This is a genomic window from Lentibacillus sp. (genome assembly GCF_035301925.1).
In the GTDB taxonomy this organism is placed as follows: Bacteria; Bacillota; Bacilli; order Bacillales; family Amphibacillaceae; genus Lentibacillus.
Window position 1 is genome coordinate 1 of the sequence record NZ_DATGTI010000126.1, and the last position, 17,717, is coordinate 17,717.

Here is a 17,717-nt window from a genome sequence, read left to right on the forward strand (position 1 = left end):
TTTCCGTTCCGGCCAGTCGCTTTCCGCGGGCAACGCTTCAGCCTCCTCGGAAGAAAAGCACTTCCTGCGGGGTCTTCAGCTGTTGCTTTTCCCGCAGGAGTCGACTGGCCTCCACTCCAATCAACCAGCTACAGAGTGGATTGCTGTTGCTTGCCTTTAAAAAGCACATCACCCAAGCGGAGGAAATACACGGAGACTCCTGCGGGAGCAAAGGCATAGGTGAGACCCCGCAGTGCGCAAGCACGAGGAGGCTCACCAGCCGCCCGCGGAAAGCGAAGTGTATTTCTGGAGCGGTAGAAGAAGCACCAATTTCCGCCTAAAGTTACGTCGCAGTTTATGGATTTTGTTTCAAAACAATAATCTTTTAGAAAACTGCCTTTGTTAAAATGCCCCTGCACCCCCGCCGCCAGTAGCAGAAGTCGTTGTATTTGTACTGTTCGATTGGACAGTGGCTGTATATAGGGCTAAGCTGCTTGAACTGAATGATGTTGTCGCATAAACCGGATTATGAAGCAATGGATGATATGTTTCTAATGCAGATAACTGCTTTTTCTGTCCGCACTGTTCTCCATATTTTTCTCCTACATCAAGCACAATGGCATATTCCAGTCTCCGTTCTATTTTAGTCGGATTTGCTCCGACCGGATAGCTCTTATCTTTAAATGTATCATACGCCTGTCTGATCGCATATTTCAGTCGCCGAATCTCTTTGTTCCAGTAAAAGGCCGGAATCAGCAGCAGTAACATGATGGACAGCCCATAAAAAATGAGTGTCATGATTACAGCGGGTGTGAAAGTGAACCCTACTGCTGTCATAAGCAGCATGATAACATAATAGCCAGACAGCACCCATTTATTTCGGTTAAACAGGAGACTGACAACGGTTATAACACCAGCAATAACCGGCAAGACCCACTGCTCTGTCTGGCCGATTGTATCGATGGTTGTAAAATAATAAAACAATCCAAAAGAGCTAACGAGAAGTGGGATGGAAAACAAGGAAAAAGGTTTGAACGGATTCCGTAAATGTTGATAATCATCCCGACTTTTTACCATGCCTGACCACTGATCAAAATTGACTTTGAATTCTTCTGCTTTTTCCTTCTTCACTTCATCGGATTCGTCTTCATGATCAATGAGTGATTCCAGCAGAAAATAATCGCCGTCTTCATCATGTTCTGTGAACAGCCACTGACGCAAAAACTGATCTGCTATATCGATGTCGGCTTTCTCGTGTACCCAGGTAAAACGATAGGTGTTTGTATTTTCCGCTATGGCTGAAGGAACTTCCTTCAGATTGACAATGCCCCGCTGTTTCAATGAAAATAATGCTGCAATAAAGCTTTCATCGGGTAAATGTGAATTCCCATGCAGATACTTCACAAATAATGGATCGGTGTCTTCAACCAATCGAAGCAGAGCATCCTGATCCTTATGCCCGCGGTAACGATTAGGATGTGTCAGCCAAATGAAAATAGCTGCTATTATCATCGCTCCGAGCAACACCCAAATAACTGGTGTAATGCGGTCCATGCCGGCTCCAAGATTTTCTGCACGCTCGGCCAATTCCTGTTCTGCTGACAGGATATCAGCTTCCATTGTTTTATCACGCGTCAATTCCATTTCTGTTAGTTGTTCTGAAGGGAATACAAAACGAATCATCGACGTGCTGCCTGCCTCCAGCAGTGAATTTCGATACTGAATGCTATTGTCTAATGCAGTCAGTTCCCCGGTTTCATCTTCATGTAAAAAGAAATGCATATCATCGGCATTTGTTTCAGCCGGTGGGTGTATAGCTATTTCCACATCATGCAAATCAGTCTCATTTGAATCATCAAAAAAAGCATAGGTTAAATCAGCAACATCCGTATACTTTTTAACGGACCCTTCCACATCATAGCTGTAGAGAACGCGCTTTGTTTCATCTTGAGAATCAGAGTAGATTTGGTATGTATCATCCTCTTCTTCCACTTTCAAAGATTCGAGGTTCTCTGTTGAAGCAGTTGGATCCTGTTCGTCCGCCAGATAAGCTTTGAAGTTTTTCGCATCAGATTCGATTGAACGTGTCATGCCTTCATAGGAACCATTAAATGTATAGGTAAACAGTTCACGAACATGGATGGAACCATCTTTTTCAATTTGTGCATCGATGGTTACCTCATCTATAGAAAAGGAACGATCTTCATCTGAACAGGCTCCCAAGATACAAATGGATAGTAATATGATAAAAACAGTAAATAATTTCTTCATGAATTCATGCCTCCTGATATGCTTATACGGATGAGGCGAAAAAATAGTTTCAGCCATTTTATAGAAATGATTTTCTTTTCATTCGTTGATGGTAATTGTAAAATGTTTTATATATGAATATGTTTATTTTTCACGCAACCAATCCGATATAAAAACTATAGAACGCAGGTGATCAATTTGGAACAACATTCAATAGCAGTGTTGAAGCAATTATTTGAAGCGGATAAATTGGATGAAACATACATAAATGAGCTGAAATCAGACGAGCGAAAAGGTGTTCAAAAACTGATTGAACGGTATGAACGGAAAAAAATAAACGCAATAAGGCTGGAAGAAAATTTTATTCGGATGTCCCAATATGAAAAAAGACTGTATGACAACGGCTGTCAATATATAGCTGGCATAGATGAAGCCGGCCGCGGCCCGCTGGCAGGCCCTGTTGTTGCAGCGGCAGTCATTTTGCCCCGTAATTTTAAACTGCTTGGGCTGAACGACTCCAAGCAATTAAAAGAAGAAACCCGTGATGAATATTTTACAATTATCAAAGATGAAGCTGTGAGCTATGGGATATCTATTATCGATAACCAGACAATTGATCAGGTAAATATCTATGAAGCTACGAAACTCGCCATGTATGATGCTGTCAATCAGCTTGACCCGGAACCAGATCATGTGCTGATTGATGCCGTAGCACTTGATCAGCTGTCATGTACATCAGAGTCAATCGAAAAAGGCGATCAGGAAAGCATATCCGTTGCAGCCGCAAGTATATTGGCAAAAGTAACTCGGGACGGCATTATGAAAGACTTGCATAAAGCGTACCCGGCATATGGTTTTGCCTCCAATATGGGTTATGGGACGAAACAGCATACAGATATGCTTGCAGAACGCGGCATTACGCCTTATCATAGAAAATCATTCGCACCGGTTCAAAGTGTTGTCAGGCAAGTGGCTTCTTTGGACAGTTTTGGACAATAGCAGACCTGGCCAGGATATCGTTTCGGAATAAAACAGAGGAGAGGGATTTCATGAATGTGCAGCATGTGCTGTCAGGGAATCGAATAGCATCACACAGGCCGCAAGTATTAAAGCCCGGTCAGATTATTCAAGGTAAAATTATGAAACTCTTCCCTGATCAAAAGGCACAAATTCAGCTTGGATCGCAAACTATTATTGCTCAGCTCGAAGCATCCCTGTCGGCTGGCACAAAGTACCATTTTCAGGTGCAGCCTTCAGATGATGTCGTTCATTTGCGGGTTCTTGGTGATCAGCTGAAAAATCAAGCTGCCGGTAATGTGATGGAACTGCTGCAGCAGCTTGGACTGAAAGCGACCAGATCAAATGCTGCGTTGGTTCAGTCATTGATAGGCGAAAAGATCCCATTTACCAGAGAACAATTGCAGCGTGCTTTCCAGCTTTTGAATCATGCTAAAAACAGTCAGCAGTCACAGCGAATCATCAAAGGCATGATTTCAAAAGGTCTGCCCCTGACAAACTCGGTTTATCAGGCGCTGGCCTCTGTCAGTTCTGGCGGCATAACCGGGAATATGGCGTCGCTGCTGCATCAATTAAGACAAAACCCTGATCAAACAAGTCTCCAGCAAAATCTCGCCCAACGGATAGGTCAGATGATCGAACCGGCATCCGTCCGTCAGTCATTCGTCAATCAAGTTGCTGCAGAAGCACTTGGTGACAAACAGCAGCTTTTTCAAACACTGAAGGCGGCCGGTGCAGTTGATCCAGCGCTGGATTTTTCCACATGGAAAGCTGAGTGGACAACCTATGCCAGGCAAGGAAACGGTATCAATGGCAAAATGCCGTTCCAGCTTGATCATGCCAAAATCGTGCAGACACTTGAGTCACTAATGAAACATCAAACCAATATAAAAAATGCATCCCGCACACTTGTACAGCAATGGTCTTCAACGATCGAAAGGGCAGTTATGAACGACCGGCCATTAACAAACCAGGTTTTTTTGCAGTTGAAACAACAGCTTGCGAAATCATTTTTGCCATGGCTGACAACAGCTCAGCAGCAGATTGCCAAACACATTGATAACAGTCCGCATCAGATGCAGCAGCTGCTGACAACATTACAGATCCTGGCAATTGATCAAACGTATACAACACTGGAAAATGTACTGACATCGCTAAAGGCAGAAGGTCGTTTGCTTCTGGCATCGCCAAAAGAACAATTTCTGAATCACGTCCAGCAAATGTTACGTTATACCGGTTTAAATTATGAAAATCAGCTTGCCGGAAACAACATGCATATGCAACAGGATACAATTAAATCCATGCTGATACAATTCATTCAACAAAGTGATGGTGCTGTTAATGAACGGTCGCAGCAGCTCCTGAATTTCCTGAATGGCATGCAAATTCAATCTGTTAATGAAACAGTGAATGCCATCCAGGCAAATCTTCAAATGCCGGGTCAAAAATTGGGACTTCCTGATGATTTGCACCTGGCATTTTCCGGCCATAAAACAGAAGACGGAAAAGTCAGTGCCGACTCCTGCCGAATCTTGTTTTATTTAAATCTGTCACATTTAGAAGAAACCGTCATTGATATGCATGTTCAAAAACGGGCTGTTTCAGTAACAATTTACAATGATCAACAAAACCTGGCAGAACGATCGGCTGCATTAAAACCGGTGCTGAGTGAAGGCTTGGCATCACTTGATTATCATTTATCCACGATAACGTTTAAACCGCTGCACGAAAATAACGGGACTGGTCATGAAACAGTTCAAACCACGTATCAAAAACCATACCAGGGGGTGGATTACCGTATATGACAGATAAACGCCAAAAGGCTGCAGCGATGCGGTATGACCAGGAACGTGAACATGCACCGAAAGTAACGGCAACAGGAAAAGGACTGAGAGCTGAGGCCATCATCCAAAAGGCAAAGGAAAACGGTGTACCTGTGCAGGAAGATGAATCATTGGTTGAACTGCTTGCCGAGTTGAATATCAATGAAACGATCCCTGAAGAGTTGTATCAGGCTGTTGCCGAAGTATTTGCCTTCGTGTACAGAACTGACCAGCATATGGCAAACAAATAATCTTTGTTCATATCTATAATCGTTGGACGTCATAAAAAAGGGGCATGAATTTTTTAAAATGTCGTGCCCCCTTTTTTCGGCTTGGAGACGATTATAGTTATGAATAGGACGTATTTTGCCATAAACCGCTAATTCTTGTGAAATCTATCGTTTTTTTATACAATAGGTATGCAGTGAAATTTGATGGGAGGATGAAAGATGAACATTCATGAGTACCAAGGCAAAGACATCTTACGCGAATCCGGTGTCAATGTGCCGAACGGGCATGTCGCATATACGGTCGACGAAGCAGTTGAAGCTGCCAGGAAACTGAACAGTGATGTAACCGTTGTAAAGGCACAGATTCATGCCGGCGGACGGGGGAAAGCCGGTGGCGTCAAGATTGCCAAAAATCTGGATGACGTGCGTACATATGCTGATGAACTTTTGGGTAAAAATCTTGTGACACATCAAACAGGCCCTGAAGGCAAAGAAGTAAAACGTCTGCTGATTGAAGAAGGCTGCGATATTAAAAATGAATATTATGTCGGTCTTGTTGTGGACCGTGCTACATCCCGTGTTGTCATGATGGCATCAGAAGAAGGCGGCACAGAGATTGAAGAAGTGGCAGCTGAAACACCTGAGAAAATTTTCAAAGAAGTCATCGATCCGGTTGTCGGACTGTCCGGCTATCAGGCTCGCAGACTGGCATTCAATATTAATATTCCGGACGAACTGATTGGCCAGGCAGCAAAGTTCATGATCGGTCTATACAACGTATTTGTCGAAAAAGATTGCTCTATTGCTGAAATCAACCCGCTTGTGACAACAGGTGACGGTCAGGTAATGGCGCTTGATTCCAAACTGAACTTTGATGATAATGCATTATTCCGCCATAAAGATATTGTCGAGTTGCGCGATCTGGAAGAAGAAGACGAAAAAGAAATCGAAGCGTCCAAGTATGATTTGAGCTATGTTGCACTTGACGGTAATATCGGCTGTATGGTTAACGGTGCAGGATTGGCTATGTCAACAATGGATATTATCAAACATTATGGCGGCGAACCGGCTAACTTCCTTGATGTTGGCGGCGGTGCAACAGCAGAAAAAGTTACAGAAGCTTTCAAAATCATTTTGTCCGATTCAAATGTTAAAGGTATTTTTGTAAACATTTTCGGCGGCATCATGAAATGTGATGTCATTGCTGAAGGTGTTGTGGAAGCGACAAAACAGGTGGGACTCGATATTCCGCTTGTTGTAAGGCTCGAAGGTACAAATGTTGATTTAGGCAAGAAAATTCTTGATGAATCAGGATTGAACATCACATCAGCCGGATCAATGGCTGACGGCGCAGAAAAAATCGTTTCCGCAGTGAAGTAAATTGCTAAAACCAGTGAACAAAGAAAGGACGGACGAAAATGAGTGTATATGTTGATAAAGACACAAAAGTGATTGTTCAGGGAATTACCGGCGGCACAGCCAAATTCCATACGAAACAAATGCTTGAATATGGTACGAAAATAGTTGGCGGTGTGACACCGAAAAAAGGCGGAACCGAAGTGGAAGGTGTTCCCGTTTTCAATACTGTTAAAGAGGCTGTTGACGAAACAGGAGCAAACGCATCCGTTGTGTATGTACCGGCACCGGCTGCAGCAGATGCCATTCTGGAAGCAGTCGATGCAGAATTGGACCTTGTTATTTGTATAACCGAACATATTCCGGTTATGGACATGGTGAAAGTAAAACGCGCCATGGAAGGTAAAAAGACACGTCTTGTAGGTCCTAACTGTCCTGGTGTCATTACGGCAGATGAATGTAAGATTGGTATTCAGCCTGGATATATCCATAAAAAGGGACATATCGGGGTTATTTCCCGTTCAGGCACCTTAACATATGAGGCCGTGCATCAATTGTCTGAGGCAGGCTATGGCCAGACAACTGCTGTAGGTATTGGCGGTGACCCTGTAAACGGTACAAGCTTTATTGATGTATTGAAAGCATTTAACGAAGATCCGGAAACTGAAGCTGTAGTCATGATCGGTGAAATTGGCGGAACAGCTGAAGAGGAAGCGGCCGAGTGGGTTAAAGCCAATATGGATAAGCCCGTTGTCGGCTTCATTGGCGGCGCAACAGCACCTCCCGGAAAACGGATGGGTCATGCCGGTGCGATCATTTCCGGCGGCAAAGGGACAGCTGAAGAAAAAATCCGTATTATGAACGAATGCGGTATTAAGACAGCTGACACACCGGCAGAAATCGGCGAAACCATGATTAATGTTTTAAAAGAAAATGGTTTGCAGGAAAAGTGCAAAACGCACTGATTGTCTAAATGTTGAAACCCAAAGGCGCGTGGTCTTTGGGTTTCAGCTATCACATTATTTTCGGGAAAACTAAATAAGGATGTGATCAATTGGAAATAGTCCGTAAGCGCTTAATTCATATTTATCGGTGCCGTGGTGTCTCCCGCCGGACGATAAGGAAGTTTGCGCGCTATGATCCCACACTAAAAAGTATCTACAAACTAACTGCTTCCGAAATCACCCAACTTTTTTCCCTGCCTGTGAAAAATGCCTCTTTGTTTCATTCGGATCTCCGAAATCCAGTCTTGAAATCCCGAATCCAGCATGAATTGAAATCAGTAAAGGTTTTAACAGCAGTTGACGATAACTATCCTTTTGTGTTAAAAACTATTAAAGATGCGCCGCTGGTATTATATGCCATTGGCAATACAAATTTATTGACACAAAATCCAATACTTAGTGTGATCGGTACAAGAAAGCCATCACCTGAAGCGATGCGAAAAATGGAAAAATTTGTGCTGCCCTTAGTGCAAGACGACTGGATCATTGTCAGCGGTATGGCAGCAGGGATCGACAGCTACGCGCATCAGCTGGCAACTCAACATAAAGGGAAAACGATTGCTGTGCTTGGCAGCGGATTTAATCATATTTATCCAAAACAAAATACAAATCTTTTTAAACAGATTGCTAATAAAGGGTTATTGCTGTCCGAATACCCTCCGGACACCCCGCCCGAACGGTTTCACTTTCCTGAACGCAATCGGATTATCAGCGGTTTAAGTTTTGGTACATTTGTCATTGAAGCGACTGAAAAAAGTGGTACATTAATTACGGTTGATCAGGCACTGGATCAGGGCAGAGAAGTTTATGCACTCCCGGGTTCACCATTGACACCGCATACAAAGGGGTGCCACCAAATGATTCAGGATGGTGCAAAACTGGTCCAGAGTCCGGATGATATTTTGGAAGATTGGTTGAGAATAGAGCCAAATTGGGTCATATGAACCAAGCGAATGTCATAACATGTTTGACAAACACCGTGTAACTATTTAATATTAGTGAAGATTTTTCAATTCAACTTATGGATGCGAATCTGGGAGGAAACGATATGTCTGATTACCTCGTGATCGTGGAATCGCCAGCAAAAGCGAAGACGATCGAACGTTATTTAGGTAAAAAATATAAAGTGAAAGCATCGATGGGTCATGTCCGTGATTTGCCGAAAAGTTATACGGGGGTTGATCCTGATAATCAATTTAAACCGAAATATATTACGATTCGCGGAAAAGGCGACGTATTGAAAGAATTGAGATCTGCTGCCAAAAAGGCTGAAAAAGTCTATCTGGCAGCTGACCCTGACCGTGAAGGTGAAGCCATTGCCTGGCATTTAGCCTATGCGTTAAATGTGGATGAGAATTCCAACTGCCGGGTTGTGTTTAATGAAATTACCAAAGACGCGATTAAAGAATCATTTAAACATCCGCGATCGATTGATCATGATTTGGTGGATGCCCAACAGGCCAGGCGTATTCTCGACCGGCTTGTCGGGTATAACATAAGTCCATTACTATGGAAAAAAGTCAAAAGAGGATTAAGTGCCGGCAGAGTTCAGTCGGTGGCTGTTAAAATGATTATTGATCGTGAAAAGGAAATTAAGAATTTCAATCCGGAAGAATACTGGTCGATTGATGCCCAGTTTCAAAAAGATAAGGATGTGTTTGAAGGGGCCTTTTACGGGATCAGCGGCAAAAAGCAAGAATTGAAATCCGAGGCTGATGTCAAAGTAATCACGGATAAACTGGATGGTAAACAATTTTCAGTTGATAAAGTGAATAAACGTGAACGCAAGCGCAATCCGGCCAAGCCGTTTACAACATCATCACTGCAGCAGGAAGCGGCCCGGAAGATTAATTTCCGGGCGAAAAAAACGATGATGGTAGCCCAGCAGCTATATGAAGGCATCGATTTAGGCAAAAAGGCCGGTGGTATTACAGGTTTAATCACTTACATGCGTACAGACTCCACACGTATCTCAGAGTCGGCCAAACAAGAGGCTAAAAGCTATATAGCGGAGCATTACGGAAAGAATTATATTGGGTCACCCGGAAAGGCCAAGAATCAGCAAGGTGCCCAGGATGCTCACGAAGCCATCAGGCCTACATCGGTCATGCGTGATCCAAAATCATTAAAAGACGTTTTATCACGGGATCAATACCGTCTTTATAAACTCATCTGGGAACGCTTTCTGGCAAGTCAGATGGCTCCGGCTGTTATGGATACGATGACGGTCCATTTATTGAATAATGGCGTTGAATTCAGGGCAACCGGTTCAAAAGTGAAATTTAAAGGGTTTATGAAAGTATATATTGAAGGAACGGACGATAAAAAAAAGGATGACAATAAGTTTTTGCCCGATTTATCAGAGGGCATGGTTGTGGATGCGAAAGAGATTACACCGAACCAGCATTTCACGCAGCCGCCGCCGAGATATACCGAGGCAAGACTTGTCAAGACAATGGAAGAGAAGGGAATTGGACGGCCTTCAACCTATGCGCCCACACTCGACACGATACAGCGCAGGGGATATGTACAGCTTGATAATAAACGGTTCGTCCCGACTGAACTCGGTGAGATTGTCACTGATATCCTAAAAGAATTTTTCCCGAAAATCATTGATATTGACTTCACTGTTCAGATGGAAGAAGATCTTGATTCCATTGAAGAGGGAAAAACAGAATGGATCAAGGTACTGGATGACTTTTACAGCGGTTTTAGAAAGCGACTGGAAAAAGCAGAACAGGAGATGGAAAAAGTCGAAATCCGGGATGAGCCCGCTGGCATCACCTGTGAAAACTGCGGCCACGAAATGGTTTATAAAATGGGCAGATACGGTAAATTCCTGGCCTGTTCCAATTTTCCGGAATGCCGTAATACCAAGCCGATTTTAAAGAAAATTGGTGTGACATGCCCTAAATGTAAAAAAGGTGATGTTGTTGAGCGGAAATCCAAAAAAAACCGGAAATTTTTTGGATGTGACCGTTATCCGGCGTGTGATTTTGTTTCATGGGATAAACCTGTTTCAAGACCATGCCCGAAATGCGGATCATTGCTGGTGGAAAAGCGAACGAAAAAAGAAACGCGTGTCCAATGCACCAACTGTGATTATAAAGAATCCGCACAAAATTAACTGCCTGTTAAACGACAGGCAGTTTTCTTGTGCAGCAATTAGGGTATTACTTATACGAACGGGGTTATTTGAAAGGTCGGGAAAAAAGTGATGTTTTCACATTTTGGTCACAGAAAAGGAAGTTTTTTGATAATTCAATTCTTAATTGTTGACTAATTAAAATGAAAGAGATATAATTGCGCATTGGTAAGGTAAATTTACTTGACAGCCGCGGTGAATTAGAAAGGAATATGCCCATTTCTGAATTTTATCATAATTTAGTCAAGTTTATTGCATTCAGATAATTTATATGGTATGCTTTATTCGCTGTGAATCGAGGTGCGAAATTGAATCATTTTACCGAATTCAGTCACGCATTCAGAGAGTATTTGCAAGTCGAAAAGAATGCTTCACCATTTACCGTTAAATATTATATGGATGATCTGGAAAGTTTTTTTGCATTTTTGGATCAGGAAGCCATCAGCCGCCTTGAGGATGTTGATCATAAATTAATTCGCATCTACCTTACTTGGCTATATGAGAAAAAAATGGCGCGGCGGACGGTATCCCGGAAAATTTCCAGCTTGAAAAGTTTTTATCGATTTCTTGAGCGGCATAATCATGTGACAGAAAACCCATTCATCTATGTGAACGTTCCAAAAGCCGAAAAGACCATACCAGGATTTTTGTATATGGAAGAATTGGAGAAATTGTTTGACGTAAGCGATTTGGAAAAACCGCTTGGACAGCGCAATCAGGCGTTAATAGAAACGCTATATGCAACGGGGATACGTGTCAGCGAATGCCAGAGGATAAGGCTGTCGGATATTGATTTCTCCATCGGTACGATGTTCATTAAGGGTAAAGGCAACAAGGAGCGGTATATTCCATTTGGCCGCTTTGCTGAAATTGCCCTGGAAACATACATAAACGATGGGAGAGAAAAGCTGCTGCGTAAAGCTGATGCGGCTACGGACGCTGTCTTTTTGAATGCAAAGGGTGGCCCGCTGACCGTCAGAGGGATCCGTAAAATTTTGAATAAAATGGTTGAAGATGCGGCCATGACAATTCATGTACATCCGCATAAATTACGTCATACGTTTGCAACACACATGCTGAATGAGGGGGCTGACCTTCGCACAGTACAGGAGCTGCTGGGACACGAAAACCTGTCATCGACCCAAATCTATACACATGTAACGAAAGATCGATTGCGCCATGTGTATATGAATAGTCATCCGCGAGCCAAAGAGTAATCTTCACGGGAAGAGGTGATGGACGTGACAGCTGAGATGCATGCAACGACAATTTTTGCTGTCAGGCATAACGGACAGTGCGCCATGAGTGGTGACGGGCAAGTCACGTTGGGTAATGCTGTTGTTATGAAGCATAAAGCACAAAAAGTCCGCACGCTGTATAAAGGCCAGGTTCTGGCGGGATTTGCCGGATCTGTAGCAGATGCGTTTACATTATTTGAAAAGTTTGAAGGAAAATTGGAAGCTTTTGATGGCAATCTTGCCAGGGCTGCAGTGGAACTGGCAAAAGAATGGCGAAGTGATAAAGTGCTTCGCAAATTGGAAGCAATGCTTATCGTGATGAATAAGGAGAAAATGTTTCTTGTGTCAGGAACTGGTGAGGTCATTGAGCCTGATGATGGTATTCTTGCAATAGGTTCTGGCGGGAACTATGCATTGAGTGCCGGCAGGGCATTAGTCAGACACTCGCATGATCTTTCTGCAGGGGAGATTGCCCGTACAGCCCTTAAGATAGCCAGTGAAATATGTGTGTATACAAACGACCACATTACACTGGAGGTACTTGAGTGATAAGGAGGCCTTTCTTGAATGGGGATGGATTATACGCCAAAACAGATTGTGGAGCAGCTTGATCAATATATTGTTGGTCAGTCGGAGGCTAAAAAATCAGTTGCTGTGGCATTAAGAAACCGGTACCGGCGAATGAAGCTTGAGGAGAAAATCAAGGATGAAATTGTTCCGAAAAACATTTTGATGATCGGACCTACCGGAGTCGGCAAAACCGAGATTGCACGCCGGCTGGCAAACATGGTCAGTGCTCCGTTCGTTAAAGTTGAAGCGACTAAATTCACCGAAGTCGGTTATGTCGGCCGTGATGTTGAATCAATGGTCCGTGATCTGGTTGAAATGTCTTTCCGCATGGTAAAGGAAGAAAAGATGAACGAAGTGAAAGACCGTGCGGAAAAAGAAGCAAATAAGAAGCTTGTTGAGCTGCTTGTTCCACAGGCAAAAAAGCAAAACAATATGAAGAATCCGTTTGAAATGTTATTTTCGGCGCAGGATGATAATGGTGAAAGCAATGATTCGACTCATAAAGACGAAGAAATCCGAAATAAACGCAAGCAGGTTGAACATCAGCTGGCTTTAGGCGAATTGGAGGAAAGAATCGTTACAGTGGAGATTGAAGAACCGCCGCCATCGATGTTTGATATGCTGCAGGGCTCCGGCATGGAACAAATGGGAATGAACATGCAGGATGCACTTGGACAATTCATGCCGAAAAAGAAAAAGAAGCGGAAATTGCCAGTTTCAGAAGCTAGAAACGTGTTAACAACCCAGGAAGCCCAAAAGCTTGTTGATATGGAAGAAGCGGCACAGGAAGCCGTTAAGCGTGCTGAACAATCGGGAATATTATTTATTGATGAGATTGATAAAGTTTCCGGTGAAGAGAGCAATCAGGCCAATGTATCACGTGAAGGTGTACAGCGGGATATTTTGCCGATTGTCGAAGGGTCAACGGTTGTAACTAAACACGGTCCGGTGAAAACAGACCACATGCTGTTCATCGCGGCCGGCGCGTTTCACACAGCAAAACCATCCGATTTAATACCCGAGTTGCAGGGACGATTTCCAATCCGGGTTGAGCTGGAAAAATTAACGGTTGAAGATTTCAAGCGGATTTTAATGGAACCATCCAATGCCTTATTGAAACAATATTCGGCATTATTAAAAACAGAAGGTATAAATGTTGTGTTTACGGAGCAAGCTGTAAATAGATTGGCAGAAATTGCCTTACAGGTTAACCAGGAGACAGATAATATCGGGGCACGAAGACTTCATACGATATTGGAAAAACTATTGGAGGATTTATCGTTTGAAGCACCTGATATAAATATGGAAACGATTGAAATTACAGATGATTATGTTGATAAAAAATTAAGCAATATAGTCAAAAATAAAGATTTAAGTCAATTTATTTTATAAGTTGATTGGAATGGAGGATATTTAAAATGGAACTTTTAGAACGTGCAAGAAAAATTAATGCGTTGCTGCAAAAAACAACAGGTAAATCAGTGAATTTCAATGACGTATCGGCCACACTCAGAGATGTCATCAAAGGAAATGTGTTTATCCTCAGCAGACGAGGAAAACTGCTGGGCTATGCGATAAACCAGGAGATTGAGAATGAACGCATGAAATCAATGCTCGAAGAAAGACAATTTCCGGAAGAATATACGCAAGGATTGTTTAATATTTTTGAAACGACTGCGAATTTGGATATCGACAGCCCGTATACCGCTTTTCCGGTGGAGAACCGTGACCTGTTCAAAGATGGGCTGACGACAATTGTTCCAATCATTGGCGGCGGTGACCGGCTTGGCACATTGGTGCTGAGCAGACTGTCGGAAAGTTTCAGTGAGGATGATCTTCTGCTTGCTGAATATGGTGCTACTGTTGTCGGCATGGAAATACTGCATGAAAAAACCGAGGAAATTGAAGTGGAAGCCAGAAGCAAAGCAGTTGTTCAGATGGCTATCAGTTCGCTTTCCTACAGTGAACTGGAAGCAATCGATCATATCTTTGAAGAATTGAATGGTAATGAAGGATTGCTTGTTGCCAGCAAAATAGCTGACAGGGTTGGCATTACCAGATCAGTTATCGTCAATGCGTTAAGAAAACTTGAGAGTGCCGGCGTTATTGAATCCCGTTCACTCGGTATGAAAGGAACATATATTAAAGTGTTAAATGATAAATTTCTGGTAGAGCTGGAAAAATTACGTTCCAGATAAAAATTCTATAAGTAGGTAAAAAAACGGTTATCGACGACTGATAGCCGTTTTTTTTAATGCCAGAAAATAAGTTGCTGCACTAAATAGTAAAACTCAGCAGGATTTACTTTCCGCTGAGCTTTGACGTTTAAATATATTAGAATCATGTAAATTATGCTGAGAAAAATTTGACACATATTTTTGATCTAAATTAATTTTGAATAGTTCATTTTAATATATAATAGAAGCTGGGAAATAATTCTATATTCTTTGTTGGGAGGAGATAACTAATGGGGATAAATAGCATCTTTAATAATTGCTGTGATAAATATCACATTTGTCCTTCTGAATAGGGGTTAAACTACACATTGGATACACTTGGAAAAGTTAAACAATTACGTTAAAAAACAGTCTAAAATGTTTTATGCCAGTACAAGAATGACATACAAAAAGGTTGGTGGGATTTGTGGCATTAATGCTTCATGGAAAGAAAGAATCGATACCGGAACTGCATGATGATACGTACATAATTGAGGATGTTAACAATCGGATCAATGAGTTATTGAAGCTTCTGCAAATCACGGATCAAGATTTTGAAAATGTAAAAAAGATAGATTCCATTATGGAAGAGCATGCGTTCGAAATGGCCAAACGGCATTATGATATGGTTATGAAAATCCCTGAAATCCAGCAAATTATGAGTGAAAACTCAAATTTCGACCGGTATACAAAAGCAATTACAGCGTACTTTAAGGAGTTGTCAAGGCCAAAATTTTCCAAGGACTATGTAGAATATCGGAAAAAGATTGGACGGGTCCATAGCCGGATAGGCTTATATGATGAATGGTATGTTGGCTCTTATATCCGGGTTTATGAATATTTGCTGCCAATTATTATAAAGAAATTCCGGCATTCACCAAAAACGATAACCGAAATTGTCCTGTCCCTTATTCGGATTATGACGTTTGATACGTTGGTTGTGATTAGCTCTACCCAGGAAGCAAACGATTATCATCTTGTGCAAAATATAAGCAAGGTCATGGAGTACGTTATAGGCGCGGATAAAGTCAAACTATTGTTGGACAGTGTCGACTCATCCATTGATGAAACATCGAGTGTCAGTGCAGCGTCACAGGAATTAAATGCATCGATTGAACAAGTGACGGAAAATGCAGTAGAAGTGTCCGAAAGTGCAGAGAAGATGATCGAAGAAGCAGGAGAAGGCCAAAAAACAATTGAACAGGCTTTAAATGGGTTTCTGACAATGGCAGAAGAATTCACCTCCACAAAAGAAAAAATAGATAATTTAATTGATAACATGGCCGGTACAACGCAAGTGATTGATACCATTAAAAACATTGCGGATGAAACGAATCTATTAGCCTTAAATGCCAGTATCGAAGCAGCACGGGCTGGAGAACATGGAAAAGGATTTGCCGTTGTTGCTGATGAGGTCCGGAAATTAGCGGAGCAAACTAAAACATCGGTTGAAGAAGTTTCAACAACGATTCATCAAATTCAAGGGCGTTCGAATGAGGTTGCCAGCGATGTCAAAGGCATGTCAGCGTCATTACAGGATCGGGTCGGGCATGCCAGACAATCGATTGACATGATTAATTTGATTACGGAACAAGTCAATCGTGTTGGTGAATCAATTAATACGATTGCGGCTATTACAGAAGAACAAGCGTCGGCAACACAGGATATTACAAATAGAATGGAAGCTGTTCATCAGCATACAGAAACGATCAGACGTCATGCAGAAGAAACCGGTGAATCGATTTATCATGTCAGTTCAGAAGTGAATGATCTAAGGAAACAGACCATCCGCAGCATACCTGAACTGACGCCGGAACAGCTGATACGGGTCGTTCAGACCGAGCATGCACTCTATCAGTGGTGGACATACAATGCCCTGTTAGGTTATCAATCGATAGACGATTTGAAGGAAATCGACCACGAGGCGTGCAGGTTTGGTCAGTGGTATGGGCAAATGAAAGGAAGTTCACTTGCAGCCTCACCATCCTTTAAAGCAATTGAAGAACCACATAGAGAATTTCACGAAATGGTAGAACAAGTGAAACAAACCATTGTACATGGGAATCAGTCTAATGCAAATGAGCTTCTTGAACAATTGAATGGCAAGACACATGACATTATTCGTTTATTGAAGGAACTGCAAGCGGAAGTTGTGCCGTGATTTTTAAACCAAAACGTTAAGCAATTATATAAGTTTTAATGATTTGGTCTCATATGCCATGTTAAGTTAAAAATTTCGACAAAATCGTGAATTTCTCTGAAGTTGGATCAAAATTTTAAATCCCTCTGCCGTTGTATTGATTGGGGATTTCCTATACACTTACTCAGCTATTTCCCTTATAACTAAACATCAATAAGTAAAAAGTTGTATAAAGTTGTTGATTTTTGTCGAATACAACTATTATACTAGTCTGTAGGAAATGGTTCATTTTTCCTATACCACCGAAGATAAAGGCAAACTATTCGAAAGGGTAGGACGCAAAGCTAAAGGGTCTAATATGCAGATTTTACGCATAATGATCGCCTGGCTGCCACTTTTTATTTTAATAGAGAACATTAATTTAAATTTTGCCTATTCACCTACTTCATGAATAGCCTTTTTTATTGATAAAGGGGGGAGCACTGGGAAGCAGGAAGATTCTTATAGAAAGGGCTGGGACAAAAGTGTTTTATTTAAGAAAAATCAAACTAACTAGGAATTATGGTTGGTACGTATAATCCGCTCCGGAAATATACTTCGCTTTCCGCACGAACCCATTGATACAAAGCAACAAAATTAGTTGAGAACCTTTAACAACGAATGCGGAATGGAGCGTGACATGTTGAGTACAACAACTAAGGATCAAACGAAAGTCATAACAGACTTATTAAATGGGACATTCTCATCCC

General features: G+C 42.1%; 13 protein-coding genes and 1 riboswitch. Of the genes, 12 read left to right on the forward strand and 1 reads right to left on the reverse strand.

Annotation, left to right across the window (positions count from 1 at the left end; translation table 11 throughout):
• Positions 1-381: 381 nt before the first annotated feature.
• On the reverse strand, positions 382-2,250 hold the full coding sequence (locus VK080_RS10675; RefSeq protein ID WP_324224758.1) for a DUF2207 domain-containing protein: 1,869 nt from the start codon (positions 2,248-2,250) through the stop codon (positions 382-384).
• A 177-nt stretch (positions 2,251-2,427) separates the two neighbouring features.
• Between VK080_RS10675 and VK080_RS10680 the strand changes: the two genes are divergently transcribed.
• The 12 genes from VK080_RS10680 (at position 2,428) to VK080_RS10735 (ending at position 16,989) form a co-directional block, all read left to right on the forward strand.
• Positions 2,428-3,228 carry a ribonuclease HII gene (locus VK080_RS10680; RefSeq protein ID WP_324224759.1) on the forward strand — a complete coding sequence of 267 codons (801 nt, stop codon included), beginning with the start codon at positions 2,428-2,430 and terminating at the stop codon, positions 3,226-3,228.
• A gap of 50 nt (positions 3,229-3,278) precedes the next feature.
• Positions 3,279-5,051 (forward strand): hypothetical protein, encoded by a 1,773-nt coding sequence (locus tag VK080_RS10685; RefSeq protein WP_324224760.1) that lies wholly within the window; start codon positions 3,279-3,281, stop codon positions 5,049-5,051.
• Complete coding sequence (locus VK080_RS10690) at positions 5,048-5,320, forward strand: EscU/YscU/HrcU family type III secretion system export apparatus switch protein (RefSeq protein ID WP_324224761.1); 273 nt, start codon at positions 5,048-5,050, stop codon at positions 5,318-5,320. The genes VK080_RS10685 and VK080_RS10690 overlap by 4 nt, the downstream gene beginning before the upstream one ends.
• A 198-nt stretch (positions 5,321-5,518) precedes the next feature.
• Positions 5,519-6,679, forward strand: coding sequence for an ADP-forming succinate--CoA ligase subunit beta (gene sucC / locus VK080_RS10695; protein WP_324224762.1), 1,161 nt, complete (start codon positions 5,519-5,521; stop codon positions 6,677-6,679).
• 38 nt (positions 6,680-6,717) lie between these two features.
• Positions 6,718-7,620, forward strand: a complete 903-nt coding sequence (gene sucD, locus VK080_RS10700) for a succinate--CoA ligase subunit alpha (protein ID WP_324224763.1) — start codon at positions 6,718-6,720, stop codon at positions 7,618-7,620.
• 308 nt (positions 7,621-7,928) lie between these two features.
• Complete coding sequence (dprA, locus tag VK080_RS10705; protein ID WP_324224764.1) at positions 7,929-8,603, forward strand: DNA-processing protein DprA; 675 nt, start codon at positions 7,929-7,931, stop codon at positions 8,601-8,603.
• Between the two features lie 104 nt (positions 8,604-8,707).
• On the forward strand, positions 8,708-10,786 hold the full coding sequence (gene topA / locus VK080_RS10710; RefSeq protein WP_324224765.1) for a type I DNA topoisomerase: 2,079 nt from the start codon (positions 8,708-8,710) through the stop codon (positions 10,784-10,786).
• A 326-nt stretch (positions 10,787-11,112) separates the two neighbouring features.
• On the forward strand, positions 11,113-12,021 hold the full coding sequence (xerC, locus tag VK080_RS10715; RefSeq protein ID WP_324224766.1) for a tyrosine recombinase XerC: 909 nt from the start codon (positions 11,113-11,115) through the stop codon (positions 12,019-12,021).
• A gap of 24 nt (positions 12,022-12,045) precedes the next feature.
• Positions 12,046-12,591, forward strand: a complete 546-nt coding sequence (gene hslV / locus VK080_RS10720; RefSeq protein WP_324224769.1) for an ATP-dependent protease subunit HslV — start codon at positions 12,046-12,048, stop codon at positions 12,589-12,591.
• 18 nt (positions 12,592-12,609) lie between these two features.
• Positions 12,610-14,004, forward strand: a complete 1,395-nt coding sequence (hslU, locus tag VK080_RS10725) for an ATP-dependent protease ATPase subunit HslU (RefSeq protein WP_324224767.1) — start codon at positions 12,610-12,612, stop codon at positions 14,002-14,004.
• Between the two features lie 26 nt (positions 14,005-14,030).
• Positions 14,031-14,810, forward strand: coding sequence for a GTP-sensing pleiotropic transcriptional regulator CodY (gene codY / locus VK080_RS10730; protein ID WP_324224768.1), 780 nt, complete (start codon positions 14,031-14,033; stop codon positions 14,808-14,810).
• Positions 14,811-15,264: 454 nt separating this feature from the next.
• The gene (locus VK080_RS10735; protein ID WP_324224770.1) at positions 15,265-16,989 is read left to right on the forward strand and encodes a methyl-accepting chemotaxis protein; all 1,725 of its coding nucleotides are present in this window, start codon (positions 15,265-15,267) and stop codon (positions 16,987-16,989) included.
• 282 nt (positions 16,990-17,271) lie between these two features.
• A riboswitch (cyclic di-GMP riboswitch) is annotated at positions 17,272-17,364 on the forward strand.
• The last annotated feature ends 353 nt before the right edge of the window (positions 17,365-17,717 follow it).

What these genes read in the sequence shown, in the direction of transcription:
- VK080_RS10675 (WP_324224758.1), bottom strand. Translation starts at nt 2,250, where the DNA reads ATGAAGAAATTATTTACTGTTTTTATCATATTACTATCCATTTGTATC.
- VK080_RS10685 (WP_324224760.1), top strand. Translation starts at nt 3,279, where the DNA reads ATGAATGTGCAGCATGTGCTGTCAGGGAATCGAATAGCATCACACAGG.
- VK080_RS10690 (WP_324224761.1), top strand. Translation starts at nt 5,048, where the DNA reads ATGACAGATAAACGCCAAAAGGCTGCAGCGATGCGGTATGACCAGGAA.
- sucC (WP_324224762.1), top strand. Translation starts at nt 5,519, where the DNA reads ATGAACATTCATGAGTACCAAGGCAAAGACATCTTACGCGAATCCGGT.
- sucD (WP_324224763.1), top strand. Translation starts at nt 6,718, where the DNA reads ATGAGTGTATATGTTGATAAAGACACAAAAGTGATTGTTCAGGGAATT.
- topA (WP_324224765.1), top strand. Translation starts at nt 8,708, where the DNA reads ATGTCTGATTACCTCGTGATCGTGGAATCGCCAGCAAAAGCGAAGACG.
- hslU (WP_324224767.1), top strand. Translation starts at nt 12,610, where the DNA reads ATGGGGATGGATTATACGCCAAAACAGATTGTGGAGCAGCTTGATCAA.
- codY (WP_324224768.1), top strand. Translation starts at nt 14,031, where the DNA reads ATGGAACTTTTAGAACGTGCAAGAAAAATTAATGCGTTGCTGCAAAAA.
- VK080_RS10735 (WP_324224770.1), top strand. Translation starts at nt 15,265, where the DNA reads ATGCTTCATGGAAAGAAAGAATCGATACCGGAACTGCATGATGATACG.